We start from the raw sequence: 16,608 nt of genomic DNA, 5'->3' as shown, positions 1-16,608 counted from the left end.
GCGCTACCCATCCTAACAGTGCGGCACGAGGGGCGGTTAGGAGTTGTTGTTATTTTGCGTGACCAAAAGGTTCCTCACGCTATCTTCGCTACTGCCGCTTGTCGTAGCAATGCCGAGATTCTGAGTGGTGCCAACAAGCCGGTTATTCGATAGTCCGCCGGGGCTCGTACCGCCGTTGCCCGTGCTGATGAGGTTGCCCGCGGGGGCTGGGCTGGGGTTGGACCCTGATGAGCCCGTGTCTCCGCCCAAAATGGTACGTGACAGCGTTTGGATGTTTGACCGGTTCGGCGCCGATGGTGGGTTCCCGCCCGATAGGGACATGCCAAACCCTGGGCGGGTCACGGTTGTCGTCGTGCCGTTGTTGCTCGTCGCGGTCATCTGCTGACCAAACAGAAAAGTGGACTGCGTCTGGTTTCCTTGCGTCTCGACCACCGTAATCCCGCCGCGAATACCAATCGTACCACTGGCGGTTTTAACCGTCGTTTCATTGGTTTTGCTGATATGGCCGCCGACCACACGGGCCAGCCCGGCCGCAAGCGAGACGCCGATTTTGCCCTTTTTCGCATTGGGATCGTAGACGAACTCGTCGATCGTCAGTTCCGAATTCGGGCCGAGGGTGATGGAGGATTGGTCCATGAACAGAATGTGCAAAGACCCTTCCGGCCCCGTGACCAGTTTTTCGCCGCGATACATATCGCTGCCGACATAGAGCACCCGGTCGCCCTTGGCGGTGCGCACGTCGGGCTTCAAACCGCTCACCACCCCGGCCTTTTCCGTCGGCGGCGTCGTATCGGCCTGCGCGCTAGGAACGGCAGTCAGGGTGCTGGTCAGCGCCGCAGCGGCAAGCCACCAATCCTTGGCATCTGCTGGTGTCATAACCTTAAACTCCCCTGTCCCGATCCGTCAAAAGCGCCACATAATTGACGCTAATCCGCTTGTGTTACTATAGTTATAATTCGGTAGATTGGAGGAGGCTTTCGTATACTCCCCCTGTAACAAAACCGACCATGACTCATTCAACGGAATAGTCGTGTTGAGACTGGTCCGCCATTCCGTATCGTTCCGGCGGCGACCGGCGTCGATCTTCGCGTCAGCGCCATCATAGCGGCGTTCCGTAATCCCGCTCGATAGAACGCTGGTCCACAATTGGTTATCCCAGCCAAAGGGATTGTCATAGCTCGCCACATAGGACAGGCGCGCCTCGCCACTTACGTAGGCGAAATAATCCCGGTCGGCATTATGGTCGCGGCCAATCAGCTCGCCCACCAAAATATTGCGGGGGAAAAGTTCGTAGCTGGCACGCATCCGCAGCGTATGTTCGAACCCGCCCTGGGCCTTGGCTTCGCTCACGTCGATCCGACTGGCGTAAGTGTAATTGCGGCCTTCATAGGCCGCATTCAGCAACAAGCGCTCGCTCACCTGATAGCTGGTTTCAAGGCCCGCGCCGACGCTATAGGCATATTGATGCCCGTCGAGCAGAATATTCCCCAGGATCAGATGCGGGCGCACCGTCCAGCCCGACGCTTCGGCGGGGGCGGGCTTAAAGCGCAGCCCGGTCGTGCCTTCAACCAGCAGAAGATCGCGCGGTTTGGTCGGATTGGCCGTCAGCGTGTAGCTGGATACCGACGAGTAATGGGAGGCGACGCCAAACAGCGTGCTAACGATTTCCGCCGAATTCTGGGTTTCCAGATCCCAGGTATGTTCGAGCCGCCCGATGACCTGAAAATCCGTATCGCTCTTCGGCTTTTGCGATGCCGTGCGCGGCACCAAGGCGCCGCCCGACTTCAGAAAATCTTCTTCCGTCCGGGTGGTTGGGTTGGTCTGCCCGCGTACCCCGGCCATGACATAGCCCGTCAGCCGGTTTGGCTGATTCTGACGGATGGTTTCCTTCAACATGCGATTGGCCAGATCTTTTTGCTCCGGCGGCAATCGCGGATCGGCCGCCGCTTGGCGCAGATAGGCTTCCGCCATCGCGTAGGAGGCAAGCCGGAAATAAAGAATGCCCAGCTCCAATCGGACCGAGGCGGGCGCGTCCGGCACAAGCAGCATACGCTCCATCGCCGCGATAGCGCCCTCGTAATTCCCCGCCTGGACCTGCAGCCGCGCATAGGCAAGACCGATCTGCAGATCCCCCGGCGTGCTGAGAACCTGCCGGAACGCATCGTCGATCTGCCGCTGTAAAGCAGAATTATCGGGGGCTTGCGCCAAAGCGGGCAGGGCACAGAGCCCCGCCAAAACGCCAACCGCGAGGGCTGCGGATGCAGAGGACGAACGGCGCGGGTCAAAGGAAGGACGGGGCACGGTCAGTTCCTGTTCGGCAGTAGGGCGACGCGCCCGGAAGGGAATCGGGAGGTCAAAAATATTTTATCATTATACGAGGCATTCGCGCTTTGCCGCAAGCGGTTAGACAAGTTAGTTTTTCTACATTTTGCCTTCGGCGGGGCGCGCGAATTTTTGCCGGTAGGCGCGCGGGCTAAGCCCCAATTGGGCTTGAAATAACCGGCGGAAGGCCCCCGGATCGTCATACCCGATCGCCCAGGCAATCTGATCGACCGTCTGGCGGGTCGTCTCCAGCAACAATTGGGCTTGGCCCAGCCGCAGCGCATGGCGGTAGGCGGTCGGGGTTAGGCCGGTTGCGTGGCGGAAGCGGCGCAGGAAGGTTCGGTCTTCCAGCCCCGCTTCGGTCGCCAGCGCTGGGCCGGGTGTGGCGGGATCGCGATGGAGTTGATGCTGGGCTTTGACAATCGCCGCGTCGCCATGATCGAAGCGCGGTAGAAAAGCGGCGTAGGTGCGCTGCTCCCGCCCTGGTGGATCGACCAGCAGGTAGCGCGCCACCTCCCGCATCAGCGCGGGGCCGAGGTGGCGTTCGACCAGGGTTAAGCCAAGGTCAGTCCAGGCCATCAGCCCGCCCGCCGTGATCACATCGCCGTCGTCGATCAGCAGCCTCCCGGTATCGAGGCGCACGGCGGGAAAGCGCGCGGCGAAGGGCGCATCATAGACCCAATGGGTCGTCGCCCGCCGCCCGTTCAGCACCCCGGTTTCCGCCAGCAAAAACGCCCCGGCGCAGACGGAGACCAGCACGGTTCCCTCCCGGTGCAGGGCGCGCAGCGGTTCGACCAAGGGGGCGGCGACTTGAGCACTCGGCGGCTCGCCTAAAGCGGGGGGCACAAGTAGATAGGCCGGGCGCGGGCTATCGGGGGCCCAGGCGTTCACAGCAAAGCGCGGCAGGTCGGTAGCGCCGTGGGCATCCGCCCGGCGGTTGGCGAGGGCAAAGAGATCGCTGAGCCCCAGCAAGGCAGCCTGCTGCGCGCCGGGATAGGCCAGCAGCCCCACGGTAATGTGATCGGTCATGTGTCGGATTTTGCCCGAATTCTGTCGGTTTCGCCAATTCCGAGCGTGGCAGACCGCCGATAGACTGGCAAGCCTCACCCCCAAGGACAGGAGAGCCAGATGGGCACCCAAGCGTTACTGATTGTCGATATTCAGAATGATTACTTCCCGGGCGGCAATTGGCCCCTGGTCGGCCAGACCGATGCCGCCGAGAGGGCTGCCGCAGTTTTGGCCGCCTTTCGCGCCGATGGGGCGCCGGTGATCCATATCCGGCACGAAATTCTGCGCCCGAACGCGCCGTTCTTCGTTCCCGGCAGCGCGGGCGCGGCCATTCACCCCAGCGTCGCGCCAGTGGGGGAGGAGACGGTGATCGTCAAGCATTTCGCCAATTCGTTCCGCGAGACCGGCTTGCAGGCGCTGCTGGCAGCGCAGGGGATTAGCGAGCTGACTATTCTGGGGTCGATGACGCAGAACTGCATCGATTCGACCGCCCGTGCCGCCGCCGACCTTGGCTTCGGGGTGACGGTCGTTCACGACGCCTGCGCCACGCTTGATCTGACGTTTAACGGCACAACAATCCCAGCGGCGCAGGTCCAGGCCGCCTATATGGCGGCGCTGGCCTTCGGCTTCGGGCGCGTCGTGTCGGCGGCGGAGGTTTTGGCTATGCCCCGTCCGTAAACTCGGCGAGGGATTGACGGCGGCGGTTCACGATCAGGCGGGTCACGTCCGGGCGGCTGTAATGCCCAGCAAGATCGAGGTTCTGCCGCTCCCGCCGCACGAGGCGATGGTCGAGGGTTGCGACCAACAGCTCTTCCCGATCCGTGACGGGGGGAATAACCCAGCCACCATCCGGCGCCGCGATGCAGGAGCCGCCGTTCGCCATCACGTCCGGGCAGCGGGCCAGCATGGCGGCGACGGGGCTATCGCTCGGCACATCGTCCCGCCGCATTAGGCCGGAAACGGCCAGAACATAAGATCGGCCTTCGCGCGCCAAAAACGGGCTGGTGACATCGGTATTGCGCTGATTGCCGGGCCAAAGTGCGACATGCAGATCCTCGCCCAAGGCATAGAGCGCGGCGCGCGACAGCGGCATCCAATTTTCCCAGCAGTTCAGCCCGCCGACCGTGAAGGGGCCGACCGCATGGGTTTGCAGCCCGTGCCCATCGCCGGGCGACCAGCTTAACCGCTCCTCGTAGGTCGGTTGCAGTTTGCGATGGACCGAGGCAATGGCGCCGTCCGCCCCGATATGAACCCGCGAGCAATAGAGGCTATGGCCGCCGCGATCGAGCGGCCGTTCGATGGTGCCGACCATGACCGCGATCTTGTGGCGGGCGGCGGCCTCGCAGATCGGTTGCAGGTGCCCGGCCTCGATGCAGACGGCTTGATCGAGGTAGAGGGCGTGGCATTCCTTCTGCAAATCGGATTCGAAAACGGCGCCGTCGGTATGCTCGATCCAAAAGGGATAGCCGGGCAGCAGGGCTTCGCCGAAGACCACGAACCCGCAGCCTGCCGCCGCCGCTTTGGCGATCCAGGTGACAATTTTGGCGGTGGTTGCGTCGCGGTTCAGCCAGACCGGGGCGATCTGGGCAAGGCCAACGGTTAGCGTATCGGCGGGGCGGGCGGTCATCGGCGGCTCCTGAGAAAAAGGGACTTGCGAGAGCCTAGGCAAAGACCGATCATTGATCCAATTAATCAATATAATGGTCGGCTATCATGTTTCCTAATATCAGGCTGACGCAAGTGCGCTGCTTTCAAGCAGTGGCCGACCTTGGCGGCTTCACGGCGGCGGCCGAGGCGCTCTGCCTGTCGCAATCGGCGGTTAGTCAGGCGGTGGCGGCGCTGGAGAAGCAGATCGGCGCCCGTCTGCTGGTGCGCGGGCGGGAGCGGGTGACGCTGACGGCGGCGGGGGAAGCGGCGCTTGCCGAAGCCCGTTTGATGCTCGCTGCCGTCGAACGGTTGGCCCAATGCGGCCAAGGCGTTCGGGTGCTGACGGGCAGCGTGCGCTTAGGCGTGGTGCAGAGTGCCGCGATTCAGCTTTTGCCAGGCTGGGTACGCGAGTTGCGGGCGGCGCATCCGCGCGTGACCGTGACGCTGTATGAGGGGACCGACCCGGAAGTGACGGGCTGGCTGCTGGCGGGCGTGGTCGATCTTGGCATTACCAGCCGCCTGCACCCCGATCTGACCGCCGAACCGATTTTCGAGGATGAGTATTTAGTGGTCTTGCCGCCCGATCATCCTTTGGTCGCGGCGGGGCGGTTGGACCTTGCCAGTCTCACAGGGCAGCGGATGCTCCTCTCCGGCGGGGGCTGCGAGACCCTGATTCAAGAACTGCTGGTCGCGGCTAACAGCCAGCCCGAGATTGTGGCAATGGTCCGCGATAACGCGACCCTGCTCAGCATGGTGCGGGCCGGGCTGGGGCTGACGATCATGCCGGAACTGGCGGTGGCGTCCGACCGGGCGGGGATCGTCTGCCGGGGGATCATGCCGCCGCTGCGGCGCCGGTTGCATCTGCTCTGCCATGACCCCGCCGAACTCGGCCCGGTGGCATTGGCACTTAGGGAAATTATCACGCGGGCGGCGCCAGCCCAGCAGGCGGCGGAATAGGGGGTTAGCGGCAGAAGGCGCGCTGAACCTTTCCGGCGGCGGTGACGATCAGGGTGAGCCGCTCCGGCACCCGCTCGTAAGTGACCGGGCTTTCGAGGGCGAGCACGCGGAACTGCATTAGGTTCATACCGCGCACTTTTTTCAGCGCGTCTTCCCGCGACAGGCCGACCAGCGGCGCCACTTTGGCGTCGAGGCAGGGGGCATAGCGGTAGGCGGTTGGTCGTACCGTCCGCCCCACTTCGGTAGGGGTGGGGGGCGGTTTGTAAAAATTATTCAGCGGATAGGGCTGCGGCTTTTGGTCAGCGGCGGTGCGCGGGGCCTTGCTTGGGGGCGTGGGCTTCTGCGCAGGGTTTTGGGCGAGGGCGCTAAACGCCACCCCTGCCCCCAATAACCCGATCAGAATGCCCCTTGCCCCCATCGCCTGTCCCCAAAAACAAAACCCGGCGCGAGAAATCTCGCGCCGGGCTGCGGTTAGGTCAAGAAACCTTCGCGTCTTACTCGCGGTCGCCCATCAGATTGAGCAGCGAGGTGAAGATGTTGATGAAGTTGAGGTAGAGCGACAAAGCCCCCAGTAACGCCATCTTCGTCACGCTCTCGTGGCCATAGCCTTCGGCATACTCTTCCTTCAGGCGCTGGGCGTCGAAGGCGGTCAGACCGGTGAACAGCACCACGGCAACCATCGAGATGATCATGCTCATCACACTGGACGCGAGGAAGATATTCACCAGACCGGCGATCATGATGCCGACCACGCCCATGAACAGGAAGCTGCCCATCGAGGTGAGGTCTTTTTTCGTCGTATAGCCGTAAAGCGCCGCCGCCAGGAAGACCGAGGCGGAGATGAAGAAGACCTTGGCAATCGACTGGCCGGTGAAGACCAGGAAGATGCTGGCCATCGACACGCCCATCAGCGCGGCATAGACCCAGAAGACCAGTTGCGCCGTCGCCGCCGACATGCGGTGGATCATCCCGGCGAACAGGAAGACCATCGCGATGGGGGCGAGCATGGCCACCCACTTCAGCGGGGTGCCGAAGATTGCGGCGGTCAGCGCCGGGCTGCTGGCAACCGCCAGCGCCACGAGGCCCGTTACACCGAGACCCCCCGCCATATACGAGAAAATGCGCAGCATATAAGCGCGCAGGCCGGCGTCATACGCCGCCTGGTCGACCGTCCGCGCGCCATAAGGCGACTGCCAGCCCGGCGCTTGCCAACCTTGAGACATGGTTCCCTCCGTCAAATTCCTGGCAAAGCTGCCAGGGACAAGCACCACTTTGGCAAGCAATTATGAAAATTCAATGGTCTTCTAGCGTCAGCCGCCAGATTTTTGCTTCGCCGCCGCCAAACGCTTGCGCCGGGCCTCCATTGGATCGTCGTTGGACGGGGCTTCTTCTTCCCCGCCCCCGCTGGCCGTGCCGTCAGCTTCGTCGAGAAGATCCGACACATCGGCGGCATCCAGATAGAAACCGACCATCTGGGTCAGCACCCGCCCCGTCAGGGCCAGGATCAACTCCCGGCTCATCCGGTGCCCGCCCGCCGACTGGCGCGCCCGCAGCAGCACATGCACGTAGACCGTTCGCGCCAAGGCAACCAAATCTTCCGCCACAAACTCCTTGCTCGCCATCTGTTGCAGGAACAGGGCGAGTTGCGGGTCGATAGCGATCGTATTGCCGCTTAGGGTCGAAACAGACGTGGCAGTCGGGGGCGGGGACATGCGGGCGACGGTAACTTTCTCTCCGCTGATGCGGGGGGATGGGGCGGCCTGCTGCGACGACAGCAGATATCGCCGCTATCTTACCCGAAAGCGCGGCGTCCCGCCAAGGCGACCGCGACGGCGGCCCCCAGGCGCGCGTTATTTTCAACCAGAGCGATATTTGCCGCCAGCGAGCGCCCGCCGGACAGTTCGGCAATCCGCTTCAGCAAGAAGGGCGTTTCGGCCTTGCCTTTGATGCCTTGGGCGCGCGCCTCGGCAACGGCTTGGGCGATATAGGCCTCCACCTCGGCGGGGGGCAGGGCCGTCGCTTCCGGCGCCGGATTGGCGATGACGGCGCCGCCGTCGAGACCCAGGGACCATTTCGCCGTCAAGATCGCCGCAATCTCCTGTGCCGTTTCGGCACGATGATCGACCGGCAGGTCGGAGGTCCGGGCGTAGAAGGGCGGGAACCGGTCGGTCTGATAGCCGATCACCGGCACGCCCAGGGTTTCCAGGGTTTCCAGCGTTTTCGGCAGATCGAGGATCGACTTGGCCCCGGCGCAGACGACGCCGACGTTGGTGCGCCCGAGTTCCGTCAGATCGGCGGAAATATCGAAACTATCCTCGGCCCCGCGATGGACGCCGCCGATACCGCCGGTCACGAAAATCTTAATCCCGGCCAACGCCGCGCCGATCATCGTGGTCGCCACGGTCGTCGCCCCCAGCTTGCGGGTGGCGAGCGCAATCGGCAGGTCGCGGCGCGAGAGTTTCAGCACGTCCGGTGCCGTGCCGATCCGCTCCAGCAGGGGCGCATCGAGCCCCACCTGAAGGGCGCCGTCGATGACGGCGATGGTTGCCGGAACGGCGCCGCCGTCGCGGATGATGCCTTCAACCCGGCGGGCCGTTTCCACATTCTGCGGATAGGGCATGCCGTGCGCGATGATCGTGCTTTCGAGGGCGACGACGGGCCGCCCATCGGCCAGGGCATCGGCAACCTCGGGCAATAGGCGCACAGCAGCGGGTAACGACATCTTATACTCCCACATGGGTCAAAGTTTCGGCGGCGAGGCGCAGACCATTGGCGACGGCATCGGGCAGCGGCAACCCCCGGACCAGCCCGGCGAGCGTGCCCGCCACCAGCGAATCTCCCGCGCCGGTTTCATCGACGATGGGGCCGGGCAGGGGATGGGCCGGGATCTGAAGCTCGTGATCCGCATCGGCCAGCGCAACGCCCCGCGCACCATCGGTCACGATCACCGCCCGGCAGCCCCGGTTGCGCAGGGCACAGGCTAGCAGCAACGGATCGGTCGTCGTCGGGCGGTCGGCGAGCAGCCGCGCTTCATCGCCGTTACAGAACAGCAGATCAAGCGCGGGGATGGCGAGTTTCAGCCGGGAGGCTTTCACCACCGAGACGGCATCCGCCGCCAGCAGCGTTCCCGTTGGGCGGCGGGTCGCAAGATAATTCAAGGCTGTTGAGGTCAAATTAGCATCGACGAACCATAGGGGCGTGGCCGATAGCGCCACCATCAGCGGCGCGAAGAAGGCTTCGTCCATCGCTTCCAGCACGTCCATATCGGCCCAGGCGACGTGCAGGCTGCCGTCCGAGTTCAACAGCGCGGCATAATTGGCGGTCGGCAGGCTACGGTGCGGGGTGATCAGCCGGGTCTGGATATGGTCGGCCGCGAGATCGCGCAGTAGCGCTTCCCCCTCCGCATCCTGGCCGATCAGGCTGACGAGTTCCGTCAGCAGGCCCGCCCGCGCCGCCAGAACGGCGACATTGCGCGCCACGCCCCCGGCGGAATGGCTGGCCGTTACCGGGTTCGAGGTGCCGGAGACGATGGCTTGCCGGGCGGTGGCAATCGTATCCCAGACCAACCCGCCGATGCACAAAAGCTCCGCCATCCCGCCTATCCTTTATTTGGCTTAAAAGCGGGGGATTATACCCCGCGCCGGGCCTTTGCCGCCGTGACGGTATTGTGAAGCAAACAGGCAATCGTCATCGGCCCGACGCCGCCGGGGACCGGCGTAATCGCCCCCGCTACCGTTTCCGCCTCGGCAAAAGCGACATCACCGACCAGACGGCTTTTGCCCGAGGCGTCGGGCGGCAGGCGGTTGATGCCAACGTCGATAACAGTGGCGCCCGGCTTGATCCAATCGCCGCGAATCATCTCCGGGCGGCCGACGGCGGCAACCAGAATATCGGCGCGGCGGCAGAGCGCAGGCAGGTCGCGGCTGCGCGAATGGGCGATAGTGACGGTGCAATCGGCCTTTAACAGCAGTTGCGCCATCGGCTTGCCGACGATGTTGGAGCGGCCAACGATCACCGCCTCCATCCCGGCGAGGCTGCCGTGCAGGTCTTGCAGCAGCATCAAGCACCCAAGCGGCGTGCAGGGCACCAGGGCATTCGCCCCTGTCGCCAGCCGCCCGGCATTGACCGGGTGGAAGCCATCGACATCCTTCGCCGGGTCGATGGTCAGCAGCACCTTATCGGCGTCGATATGCTTGGGCAGCGGCAGTTGCACCAGAATACCATCAACGGCGGGATCGGCGTTCAGCGTGGCGACCAGGGCCAGCACCTCGGCCTCGGTCGTCTCGGCGGGTAGTTTATGCTCGAAAGAGCGCATGCCGACTTCGACCGTCTGTTGCGCCTTGTTGCGCACATAGACCTGACTGGCCGGGTCTTCCCCGACCAGCACCACCGCAAGACCGGGCTGGAACCCCAGGCTGGGAATTTCGGCGGCCAAGCGGGCGCGCAATCCGGCGGCAAAGGCTTTGCCGTCGATCCGGCGGGCAAGCGTGTCGGTCATGGGGCGAGCGCTCCTATTTCCTCGGTGATCCGCCGGGCCAGCGCCGCGTCGGCCTCAATGGCGAGACGTTTTACCCGCGCTGTTTCGCCAGACAAGAGCCGGATTGAGCGTTTGGGTATGCGCCAATGTTTGGCGAGGAAGGCCACCAGGGCGGCATTGGCCGCCCCTTCCACCGGCGGGGCGGTCAGCCGCACGGTCAAAACCGGGCGGCCATCGCTTTCGATCCGCACCGCCTCCAGCGCTTCTTTCGCCGATTTCGGCGTGACCCGGACGGTCAGCACCAGCCCGTCCGGGGTTGGGGTCAGCGGCAGCGCGCCGCTCACGGCAGCAGCGGATAGACGTAGGCAAACATCAACCGTTCAACGAATTGCAGCAGGACCAGCAGCACCAGCGGCGACAGATCGACACCGTTGAACGTCGGCAGCACCGAGCGGATGGGCCGCAGCAGCGGGTTGATCAGCCGGTTGGTCAGATCCCAGATTGTGGCGACCAGTTGATTGCGCGTGTTCACCACATTGAAGGCAATCAGCCAACTTAAAACCGCATTGATCAGAATGACCCAGAACAGAAGATTGATCGCCGTGCTGATCAGCCAAGCAAAAGGGGAAACATGCATCCTGTCGCATCTCCTGTGCGCATCCGGGGAACGGCGGGCCGTCCGATGCCCTGAAGCTAGCGATGCGCCGCCCGCCCTTCAAGGTGGTGCAGGGGGGTGATCGACAAGCCCATTGCAGATTGACCGGCCTCTGCCTACCTTAACGCTGTTCAGTTTTTGGAGGAACGCCCGATGGCCGATTTGTCCGCCTTCCCGATCACCCAGCGTTGGCCCGCCCAGCACCCCGACCGGCTGCAACTTTATTCTTGGCCGACGCCGAACGGCGTGAAGGTCTCGATCCTGCTCGAAGAAACCGGCCTGCCTTACGAGGCGCATAGCGTTAATATCGGCCAGAACGAAACCTGGGGGCCGGAGTTTCTATCCCTCAATCCCAACGGCAAAATTCCGGCGATCCTCGATCCCAACGGGCCGGGCAGCAAACCGCTGGCGCTGTTCGAATCGGGCGCGATTCTGGTCTATCTGGCCGAAAAGACCGGCCAGTTCCTTTCGACCGACCCGGTGGCGCGCTATGAAACCCTGCAATGGGTGTTCTTCCAAATGGCCGCCGTCGGCCCGATGTTCGGCCAGCTCGGCTTTTTCCATAAGTTTGCGGGCCGCGAGTATGAAGACAAGCGCCCGCTGGAACGCTACCGCGCCGAAAGCGAACGGCTGCTCGGCGTCCTCGAAACCCGCTTGACCGGGCGCGATTGGATCATGGGCGACGATTATACCATCGCCGATATCGCCCTGCTCGGCTGGGTGCGCAATCTCATCGGTTTCTATGGCGCGGGCGAGCTGGTGCATTACGCGAAACTGACGGCCGTTCCGGCGTGGCTGGAACGCGGTCTCGCCCGCCCCGCCGTGCAGCGCGGCCTCGAAATCCCCGCACGATAGAGGGCTTGACAGCCCCCGCCTAAACGGGCATACCGCCCGCCAATGGGGCCGTAGCTCAGTTGGGNCGGCCGTTCCGGCGTGGCTGGAACGCGGTCTCGCCCGCCCCGCCGTGCAGCGCGGCCTCGAAATCCCCGCACGATAGAGGGCTTGACAGCCCCCGCCTAAACGGGCATACCGCCCGCCAATGGGGCCGTAGCTCAGTTGGGAGAGCGCTGCAATCGCACTGCAGAGGTCGTGAGTTCGACTCTCATCGGCTCCACCAAAGATTTCAACAGCTTAGCCAGGAATGGCTAGGCTGTTTTTGTTTTGTAGCTACAGTTTAGCTACAGGGTAGGCTAAAATACTGGTTGGTGCATCTGGATCGGTTATTTCCGACAGCGCCGGAGCCATACCGATCCTTAAGGCTATCCGCAAGCGCTGGCCGCGGATTGAGCATCTCTTCGCCGATGGGGCGTACGACCGCTGTAATACGACGCGGGGTCGTGGAACGGAGCATAGTCTGGTTAACCGGATGCTGCCGTTTGGTCCGCGATTGCGAACTGCGATTGGATGTGTCCGAGGCCATGATCTTTCTGGCCATGGGAAACCTCATCATCCAAAGAATCACCCACCCATGACATTCTCGAACGGACTCTCGTAAGATGCCATTGATGGCGAAGTTAATTTAGTGGTAAGTATATGAAGATTTTATCCCCTGACACGTTTTTGTGGTTGGGAGGCCTATCGGGAGTTGAACGATGGTGACGGGACCAGAATTTGAAGATCAGGTTCGCAACATTGCGCGCAACTTATACTCGCATGGTATGGGGTATGGTAGTGAGTTGATCGATGGCAGAGAGCGGGACGGTGTGTTTTGGAATGGCCAAGTGTATACGGTAATAGAGGCAACGATACTCAGAAAAAAAGAAAAAGCTGAGGAAGATGGAAAGAAGACACACGAATTAGTTAATAAATATAGAAGCTTGGGACATTTAGCTCAGGGTATTTTGGTCACTCTCCATGAGCCTACTCCCGATCAAAAAAATATTATTAAAGAAAAAAAGTATCATAAAACAACAAAAATAATCAGTTTTGACGAATTAAGATCATATCTATTTGACTCATTGCTGTATATTAACAATAGGGAGAAGAAGAGATTTGGCAGTGTCTACGATCATATCGATAATAATTATGATATACCTTTATCGGATTTTGTTGAGCCAACAATATCACTGGTTGAGGGGGGCAGTTTGATAGATTTTAAGGACCTTAGCGCAAAAATATTAGGTGGCGAGAGATTTGTTTTGGTGGCCGAATATGGTGTTGGAAAAAGTATGATTCTTCGTCATCTTTTTCATCGTCTTGTTGCTGAAGTTAGAGGTAAAAGGCATTTTAGAACGCCAATTGCGATAAATCTGCGAGAGCATTTGGGGCAGATAGACCCAGTGGAATTATTAGAGAGGCATGCACGTGCCAATGCGACATCTCCTCAAAATTTAGTCGCGGCATGGAATGCTGGATATGTTGATCTCCTTATTGATGGATTCGACGAGTTATCCACTCGTGGTTGGACCGGAGATATTCGTCGCCTAAGAGAGTATAGAAAAACCGCCCATTCGGTGGTTCGTAAACTTATTAAGGAAACACCTAAGGGTAGTGGGATTATAATTTCTGGACGTGATGGGTATTTTGATTCTTTATCTGAACTTCGAGAAGCGCTTGGCGTTGCAGATCCACAATTTTCAATACTACGTGTGCATTCGTTTGATGAAGAGCAAACAACAGAATTTCTTAAGCGGAAAAAATATAACGGAGTAATCCCCGAGTGGTTTCCAACGCGCCCTTTGTTACTGACATATTTGGAAAAGAAAGGATTGCTCTCTTCGGTAGAAGATATCAATTATTCTGGTGACTTCCCAAGGGGCGCGGCGTGGTTATCATTGATTGAGATGATTGCTGTGCGAGAGAGTGAGCAGCTTGAGGGTGTGGATAAGGATGCATTAATTATTTTCCTAGGGGCACTTAGCATTCAGGCTAGGCATGCTCCTGATAATCAGATCAGCTTCTCTCCGCAAAAAATGGAAGAGATTTTTTCTCATGTAACGGGATATAGTGTAATGGAGGATGAGAGAAATCTTCTTTTGCGCTTACCTGGTCTTGGTGTTGCTCAAGATAACGTGGTAAATAGATCTTTTATTGATAATGATTTTATGAATGTATGCAGTTCATTTGCAACTCTGAGCTATACCAAGATGCCTTTTGAGGATTATACGAAGCAGTATGGCTTCGAGTATTTAAGCAGCCCAATGAGTAGTATTGGAATAGAGGCATTGGCAGCACTTTTTGTAAGGGAAAAAATCCATTGTGGCGTCATAATTTCATCTCTTCAACGGGCACTCTCTCTTGGTTATGGTCAATTAGCTTTTGATATTTTTTCTGCTGCACAGCATCTGTGCCCACTGACTGAATCGCTTACTTTCAGTGGGGTTTCAGTCTCGGAAATTGATTTATCCGATAATGAATTGGGCAATCACAAAATTCTATTTACTGATAGTATCATAAATAAAATTAACTTACCCATGGCAGAAAGCACAAATAAAAACATTTCATTCTCAAATTGTATTATAGGAAGGATTGAAGGGCGCAGATCTGACACCGAGTTAGAATTAGAGCAATTTAAAAATTGTGACGTTGGGGAATATGATGATGATGATTACAGGGTTAATAATCAAGTTATGGGGGCTGATCTGCCAATAGGAATGAGGGTTCTCATTGTGACTTTAAGAAAGTTATTTTTACAAGGTGGAGCAGGAAGGTTAGAGAGTGCTCTCTATCGGGGTCTTGACCAAAGATCAAAAATGATTGTTCCAGATATTATAGATATATTGTTAAGACATCAATTTATTGTTGCAAATTCAAGGAAAGGGAGAATTATATATTCTACTGCCCGAGGAAAAAGAGGGGAGGCGGTTGAAATTATTCAATCTATGGGAGCCTCATCATCGAGGGCTCTAAAAGAGGCGGCGACAATATCATGAAATATTTGCAATTATTTTTAATGGTGCCAAGTTTTATTGGCTGGGCTTGAAGCGGTGTTCCAATACGTACCGTTGTATCTACGGCAGCTATCAGCGGACTCTGGTTGGTGAGCGGGGTGTAGATCTTTAATAGTCTCGATAACCCACTTTACATATGAGTTACGTCTGAAGCCGACTCGGCATGCTGTCAAATTTCGCTCTGAAAACTTTGTTTGCTACTTCAAGTGGATGGACGCAGGCACCCGACAGCGATAATGTCATTCGCTGGTCAGTAATGAAACTCTAGAACTAGTAGGTTCCTATGATCAGTGATAGCTTGAGCAATTTTGAGGATGACTTCTTTAGTTGGTTAAAGATTTTCCTGAAAGATAAGGGGCTTCAGTTTTCACAATGCGGTTTCAAGACGAAAGACGGCCTTGGTGCACGTCATGATTTCGATCTTGAGGCGGGATACTGGAGAGAACCGAATTACTCAGCAAACAAGCCTCCTCGATGGCTCTACCAGATCATTCAGGGGCCACAGGGCTTACGCGCTCAAAACCCTGCGGGCTTTGCTACCAATCTAGGCGCGATCAATACGGCGCAACAAGACAAGGCAGGTGTTGTCTTCCGGCTGGTGCCGCTAATCAGGCAGGCGCCAGGGGATTTCGTCCAGAACAACAGCTTTGAGGTTCATGCGCTGTTCATCTTTCATGGCGCGACTCCACAAGGATCCTCAGCTGAACCGTTGAACTTCGATCCGTCGACGGGCGCGATGCGGTTCAAGGGCGAAGCCTTAGGCTATATCGGTTGCGGGCTGCTCGGCCTTAAACCACGAGCAATGAAGATAAAAGTTATGGAAGAAGGAATAGAGCGTACGATTACCTATGGAGAGGTAATTAATGCACTTGCAGCGGACATCAGGGTCGCGCCTGTAGGGCAGGCTGCGGGACTGATCCCAGTCTATGACCTGACGCAACAAACAGAACTAGCCCGGCTGAAGAAGATGGTCGCAGATGCCTGGGCGGCAGCAGGGCCGGTAAAGGCTAAGGCAGTTGTGGCGGTAGCGGATGAAGCGGACAATGACGATGAGGAAGAGATCATCCCACCCGCGTTCTTGGAGATTCCGGAGAACATCGATCTTCTTGGGATCGATCCAACAGTCTATCGCCAGATCAATGCTGCTCTGAAGTCTGGAAAGCGGCATATCATGCTTTATGGTCCTCCTGGAACGGGTAAGACGACGCTCGCCCGCTGGATTGCAACCATCCTGACCGGTGGCAAATGGACCTTGGTTACAGGCTCTTCTGATTGGAGCTCGCAGGATATCATTGGGGGATATCAGCCGGTGGGGAATGGTGGGGTCGCTTTCATTCCCGGTGTCCTCTTGCGTCGCTTCGACCGGCCCCTCATCATCGATGAGCTGAACCGGTGCGACATTGACAAGGTGATCGGCCCATTGTTCACGGTCCTGAGCGGGCAACAAACCACACTGCCCTACCGGTTGAATATCGAGGACCAGGCAAGCCCGCAATATGTGATCCTGCCGGAGAGCAAGCCAATGTCGCGAGAGCATGAGTTTGCGCCAGGCCCACATTGGCGACTGATCGCGACGATTAACTCCATCGATAAGGCGGCACTCTATCAGATGGTCACCTCGAATTACCGTGCGTTTTGCCGTAGCGAGAGAA

At 58.9% G+C, this 16,608-nt stretch carries 17 protein-coding genes, 1 tRNA gene and 1 pseudogene; 7 read left to right on the top strand and 12 right to left on the bottom strand.

Annotation, left to right across the window (positions count from 1 at the left end; all coding sequences use genetic code 11):
* Nucleotides 1–36: 36 nt before the first annotated feature.
* The 3 genes from CHR90_RS04055 to CHR90_RS04045 form a co-directional block, all read right to left on the bottom strand.
* Entirely contained in the window at nucleotides 37–876 is an 840-nt protein-coding gene (locus CHR90_RS04055) for a FecR family protein (protein ID WP_094407707.1), read from the bottom strand.
* Between the two features lie 27 nt (nucleotides 877–903).
* Nucleotides 904–2,301, bottom strand: coding sequence for a surface lipoprotein assembly modifier (locus CHR90_RS04050; protein ID WP_141210863.1), 1,398 nt, complete (start codon nucleotides 2,299–2,301; stop codon nucleotides 904–906).
* A 120-nt stretch (nucleotides 2,302–2,421) separates the two neighbouring features.
* Nucleotides 2,422–3,351 carry a GlxA family transcriptional regulator gene (locus CHR90_RS04045; protein WP_094407705.1) on the bottom strand — a complete coding sequence of 310 codons (930 nt, stop codon included), beginning with the start codon at nucleotides 3,349–3,351 and terminating at the stop codon, nucleotides 2,422–2,424.
* 99 nt (nucleotides 3,352–3,450) lie between these two features.
* Here CHR90_RS04045 and CHR90_RS04040 point away from each other — a divergent pair, with 99 nt between their 5' ends.
* On the top strand, nucleotides 3,451–4,008 hold the full coding sequence (locus CHR90_RS04040; protein WP_094407704.1) for a cysteine hydrolase family protein: 558 nt from the start codon (nucleotides 3,451–3,453) through the stop codon (nucleotides 4,006–4,008).
* Here the strand turns inward: CHR90_RS04040 and CHR90_RS04035 are convergent.
* Nucleotides 3,992–4,957 (bottom strand): carbon-nitrogen hydrolase family protein, encoded by a 966-nt coding sequence (locus tag CHR90_RS04035; RefSeq protein WP_094407703.1) that lies wholly within the window; start codon nucleotides 4,955–4,957, stop codon nucleotides 3,992–3,994. The two genes, CHR90_RS04040 and CHR90_RS04035, sit on opposite strands and share 17 nt — an antisense overlap.
* 113 nt (nucleotides 4,958–5,070) lie before the next feature.
* Between CHR90_RS04035 and CHR90_RS04030 the strand changes: the two genes are divergently transcribed.
* Nucleotides 5,071–5,934: a LysR family transcriptional regulator gene (locus tag CHR90_RS04030; RefSeq protein ID WP_170941282.1), complete on the top strand. Its 864-nt coding sequence runs from the start codon at nucleotides 5,071–5,073 to the stop codon at nucleotides 5,932–5,934.
* A gap of 4 nt (nucleotides 5,935–5,938) precedes the next feature.
* Here CHR90_RS04030 and CHR90_RS04025 read toward each other — a convergent pair whose 3' ends face one another.
* The 8 genes from CHR90_RS04025 to CHR90_RS03990 all read right to left on the bottom strand — a co-directional run bounded on the left by CHR90_RS04025 (nucleotide 5,939) and on the right by CHR90_RS03990 (nucleotide 11,048).
* Nucleotides 5,939–6,352 (bottom strand): hypothetical protein, encoded by a 414-nt coding sequence (locus CHR90_RS04025; RefSeq protein ID WP_094407701.1) that lies wholly within the window; start codon nucleotides 6,350–6,352, stop codon nucleotides 5,939–5,941.
* Nucleotides 6,353–6,428: 76 nt separating this feature from the next.
* Nucleotides 6,429–7,157, bottom strand: a complete 729-nt coding sequence (locus tag CHR90_RS04020) for a Bax inhibitor-1/YccA family protein (RefSeq protein WP_094407700.1) — start codon at nucleotides 7,155–7,157, stop codon at nucleotides 6,429–6,431.
* Between the two features lie 87 nt (nucleotides 7,158–7,244).
* Entirely contained in the window at nucleotides 7,245–7,646 is a 402-nt protein-coding gene (locus CHR90_RS04015) for a hypothetical protein (protein WP_094407699.1), read from the bottom strand.
* Nucleotides 7,647–7,726: 80 nt separating this feature from the next.
* A complete protein-coding gene (locus CHR90_RS04010) occupies nucleotides 7,727–8,656 on the bottom strand; it encodes a pseudouridine-5'-phosphate glycosidase (RefSeq protein WP_094407698.1) in 930 nt (309 codons plus the stop codon).
* 1 nt (nucleotide 8,657) lies between these two features.
* Nucleotides 8,658–9,527 carry a PfkB family carbohydrate kinase gene (locus CHR90_RS04005; RefSeq protein ID WP_094407697.1) on the bottom strand — a complete coding sequence of 290 codons (870 nt, stop codon included), beginning with the start codon at nucleotides 9,525–9,527 and terminating at the stop codon, nucleotides 8,658–8,660.
* Nucleotides 9,528–9,562: 35 nt separating this feature from the next.
* Nucleotides 9,563–10,432 carry a bifunctional methylenetetrahydrofolate dehydrogenase/methenyltetrahydrofolate cyclohydrolase FolD gene (gene folD, locus CHR90_RS04000; protein WP_094407696.1) on the bottom strand — a complete coding sequence of 290 codons (870 nt, stop codon included), beginning with the start codon at nucleotides 10,430–10,432 and terminating at the stop codon, nucleotides 9,563–9,565.
* Complete coding sequence (locus CHR90_RS03995; RefSeq protein ID WP_212668606.1) at nucleotides 10,429–10,755, bottom strand: DUF167 domain-containing protein; 327 nt, start codon at nucleotides 10,753–10,755, stop codon at nucleotides 10,429–10,431. The genes folD and CHR90_RS03995 overlap by 4 nt, the downstream gene beginning before the upstream one ends.
* Nucleotides 10,752–11,048, bottom strand: coding sequence for a YggT family protein (locus tag CHR90_RS03990; protein ID WP_094407695.1), 297 nt, complete (start codon nucleotides 11,046–11,048; stop codon nucleotides 10,752–10,754). The genes CHR90_RS03995 and CHR90_RS03990 overlap by 4 nt, the downstream gene beginning before the upstream one ends.
* Before the next feature lie 171 nt (nucleotides 11,049–11,219).
* On the opposite strand from CHR90_RS03990, the gene CHR90_RS03985 reads away from it, so the two are divergent.
* From CHR90_RS03985 to CHR90_RS03970, 5 genes and pseudogenes are all read left to right on the top strand, one after another.
* Nucleotides 11,220–11,921: a glutathione S-transferase N-terminal domain-containing protein gene (locus CHR90_RS03985; RefSeq protein WP_094407694.1), complete on the top strand. Its 702-nt coding sequence runs from the start codon at nucleotides 11,220–11,222 to the stop codon at nucleotides 11,919–11,921.
* 186 nt (nucleotides 11,922–12,107) lie between these two features.
* Nucleotides 12,108–12,183, top strand: a tRNA-Ala gene (locus CHR90_RS03980).
* 78 nt (nucleotides 12,184–12,261) lie between these two features.
* Nucleotides 12,262–12,538, top strand: a pseudogene (locus tag CHR90_RS19600) (hypothetical protein); the annotation flags it as partial.
* Nucleotides 12,539–12,658: 120 nt separating this feature from the next.
* The gene (locus CHR90_RS03975; protein ID WP_094407693.1) at nucleotides 12,659–14,938 is read left to right on the top strand and encodes an NACHT domain-containing protein; all 2,280 of its coding nucleotides are present in this window, start codon (nucleotides 12,659–12,661) and stop codon (nucleotides 14,936–14,938) included.
* Nucleotides 14,939–15,239: 301 nt separating this feature from the next.
* Nucleotides 15,240–16,608, top strand: a 1,369-nt coding sequence (locus CHR90_RS03970; RefSeq protein WP_094407692.1) for an AAA family ATPase, incomplete at its 3' end; no start/stop codon positions are given.

The sequence above is a fragment of the Elstera cyanobacteriorum genome (assembly GCF_002251735.1).
Classification (GTDB): Bacteria; Pseudomonadota; Alphaproteobacteria; order Elsterales; family Elsteraceae; genus Elstera; species Elstera cyanobacteriorum.
The sequence above is the reverse complement of the archived record's forward strand: the minus strand, read 5'-3'. Positions and strand labels throughout refer to the sequence as shown.

Excerpts from the sequence above, each read along its gene's own strand:
- CHR90_RS04045 (WP_094407705.1), bottom strand. The coding sequence starts at position 3,351 with ATGACCGATCACATTACCGTGGGGCTGCTGGCCTATCCCGGCGCGCAG.
- CHR90_RS04025 (WP_094407701.1), bottom strand. The coding sequence starts at position 6,352 with ATGGGGGCAAGGGGCATTCTGATCGGGTTATTGGGGGCAGGGGTGGCG.
- CHR90_RS04020 (WP_094407700.1), bottom strand. The coding sequence starts at position 7,157 with ATGTCTCAAGGTTGGCAAGCGCCGGGCTGGCAGTCGCCTTATGGCGCG.
- CHR90_RS04015 (WP_094407699.1), bottom strand. The coding sequence starts at position 7,646 with ATGTCCCCGCCCCCGACTGCCACGTCTGTTTCGACCCTAAGCGGCAAT.
- CHR90_RS04040 (WP_094407704.1), top strand. The coding sequence starts at position 3,451 with ATGGGCACCCAAGCGTTACTGATTGTCGATATTCAGAATGATTACTTC.
- CHR90_RS03985 (WP_094407694.1), top strand. The coding sequence starts at position 11,220 with ATGGCCGATTTGTCCGCCTTCCCGATCACCCAGCGTTGGCCCGCCCAG.
- CHR90_RS03990 (WP_094407695.1), bottom strand. The coding sequence starts at position 11,048 with ATGCATGTTTCCCCTTTTGCTTGGCTGATCAGCACGGCGATCAATCTT.
- CHR90_RS04035 (WP_094407703.1), bottom strand. The coding sequence starts at position 4,957 with ATGACCGCCCGCCCCGCCGATACGCTAACCGTTGGCCTTGCCCAGATC.
- CHR90_RS04010 (WP_094407698.1), bottom strand. The coding sequence starts at position 8,656 with ATGTCGTTACCCGCTGCTGTGCGCCTATTGCCCGAGGTTGCCGATGCC.
- CHR90_RS03975 (WP_094407693.1), top strand. The coding sequence starts at position 12,659 with ATGGTGACGGGACCAGAATTTGAAGATCAGGTTCGCAACATTGCGCGC.
- CHR90_RS04055 (WP_094407707.1), bottom strand. The coding sequence starts at position 876 with ATGACACCAGCAGATGCCAAGGATTGGTGGCTTGCCGCTGCGGCGCTG.
- CHR90_RS04005 (WP_094407697.1), bottom strand. The coding sequence starts at position 9,527 with ATGGCGGAGCTTTTGTGCATCGGCGGGTTGGTCTGGGATACGATTGCC.
- folD (WP_094407696.1), bottom strand. The coding sequence starts at position 10,432 with ATGACCGACACGCTTGCCCGCCGGATCGACGGCAAAGCCTTTGCCGCC.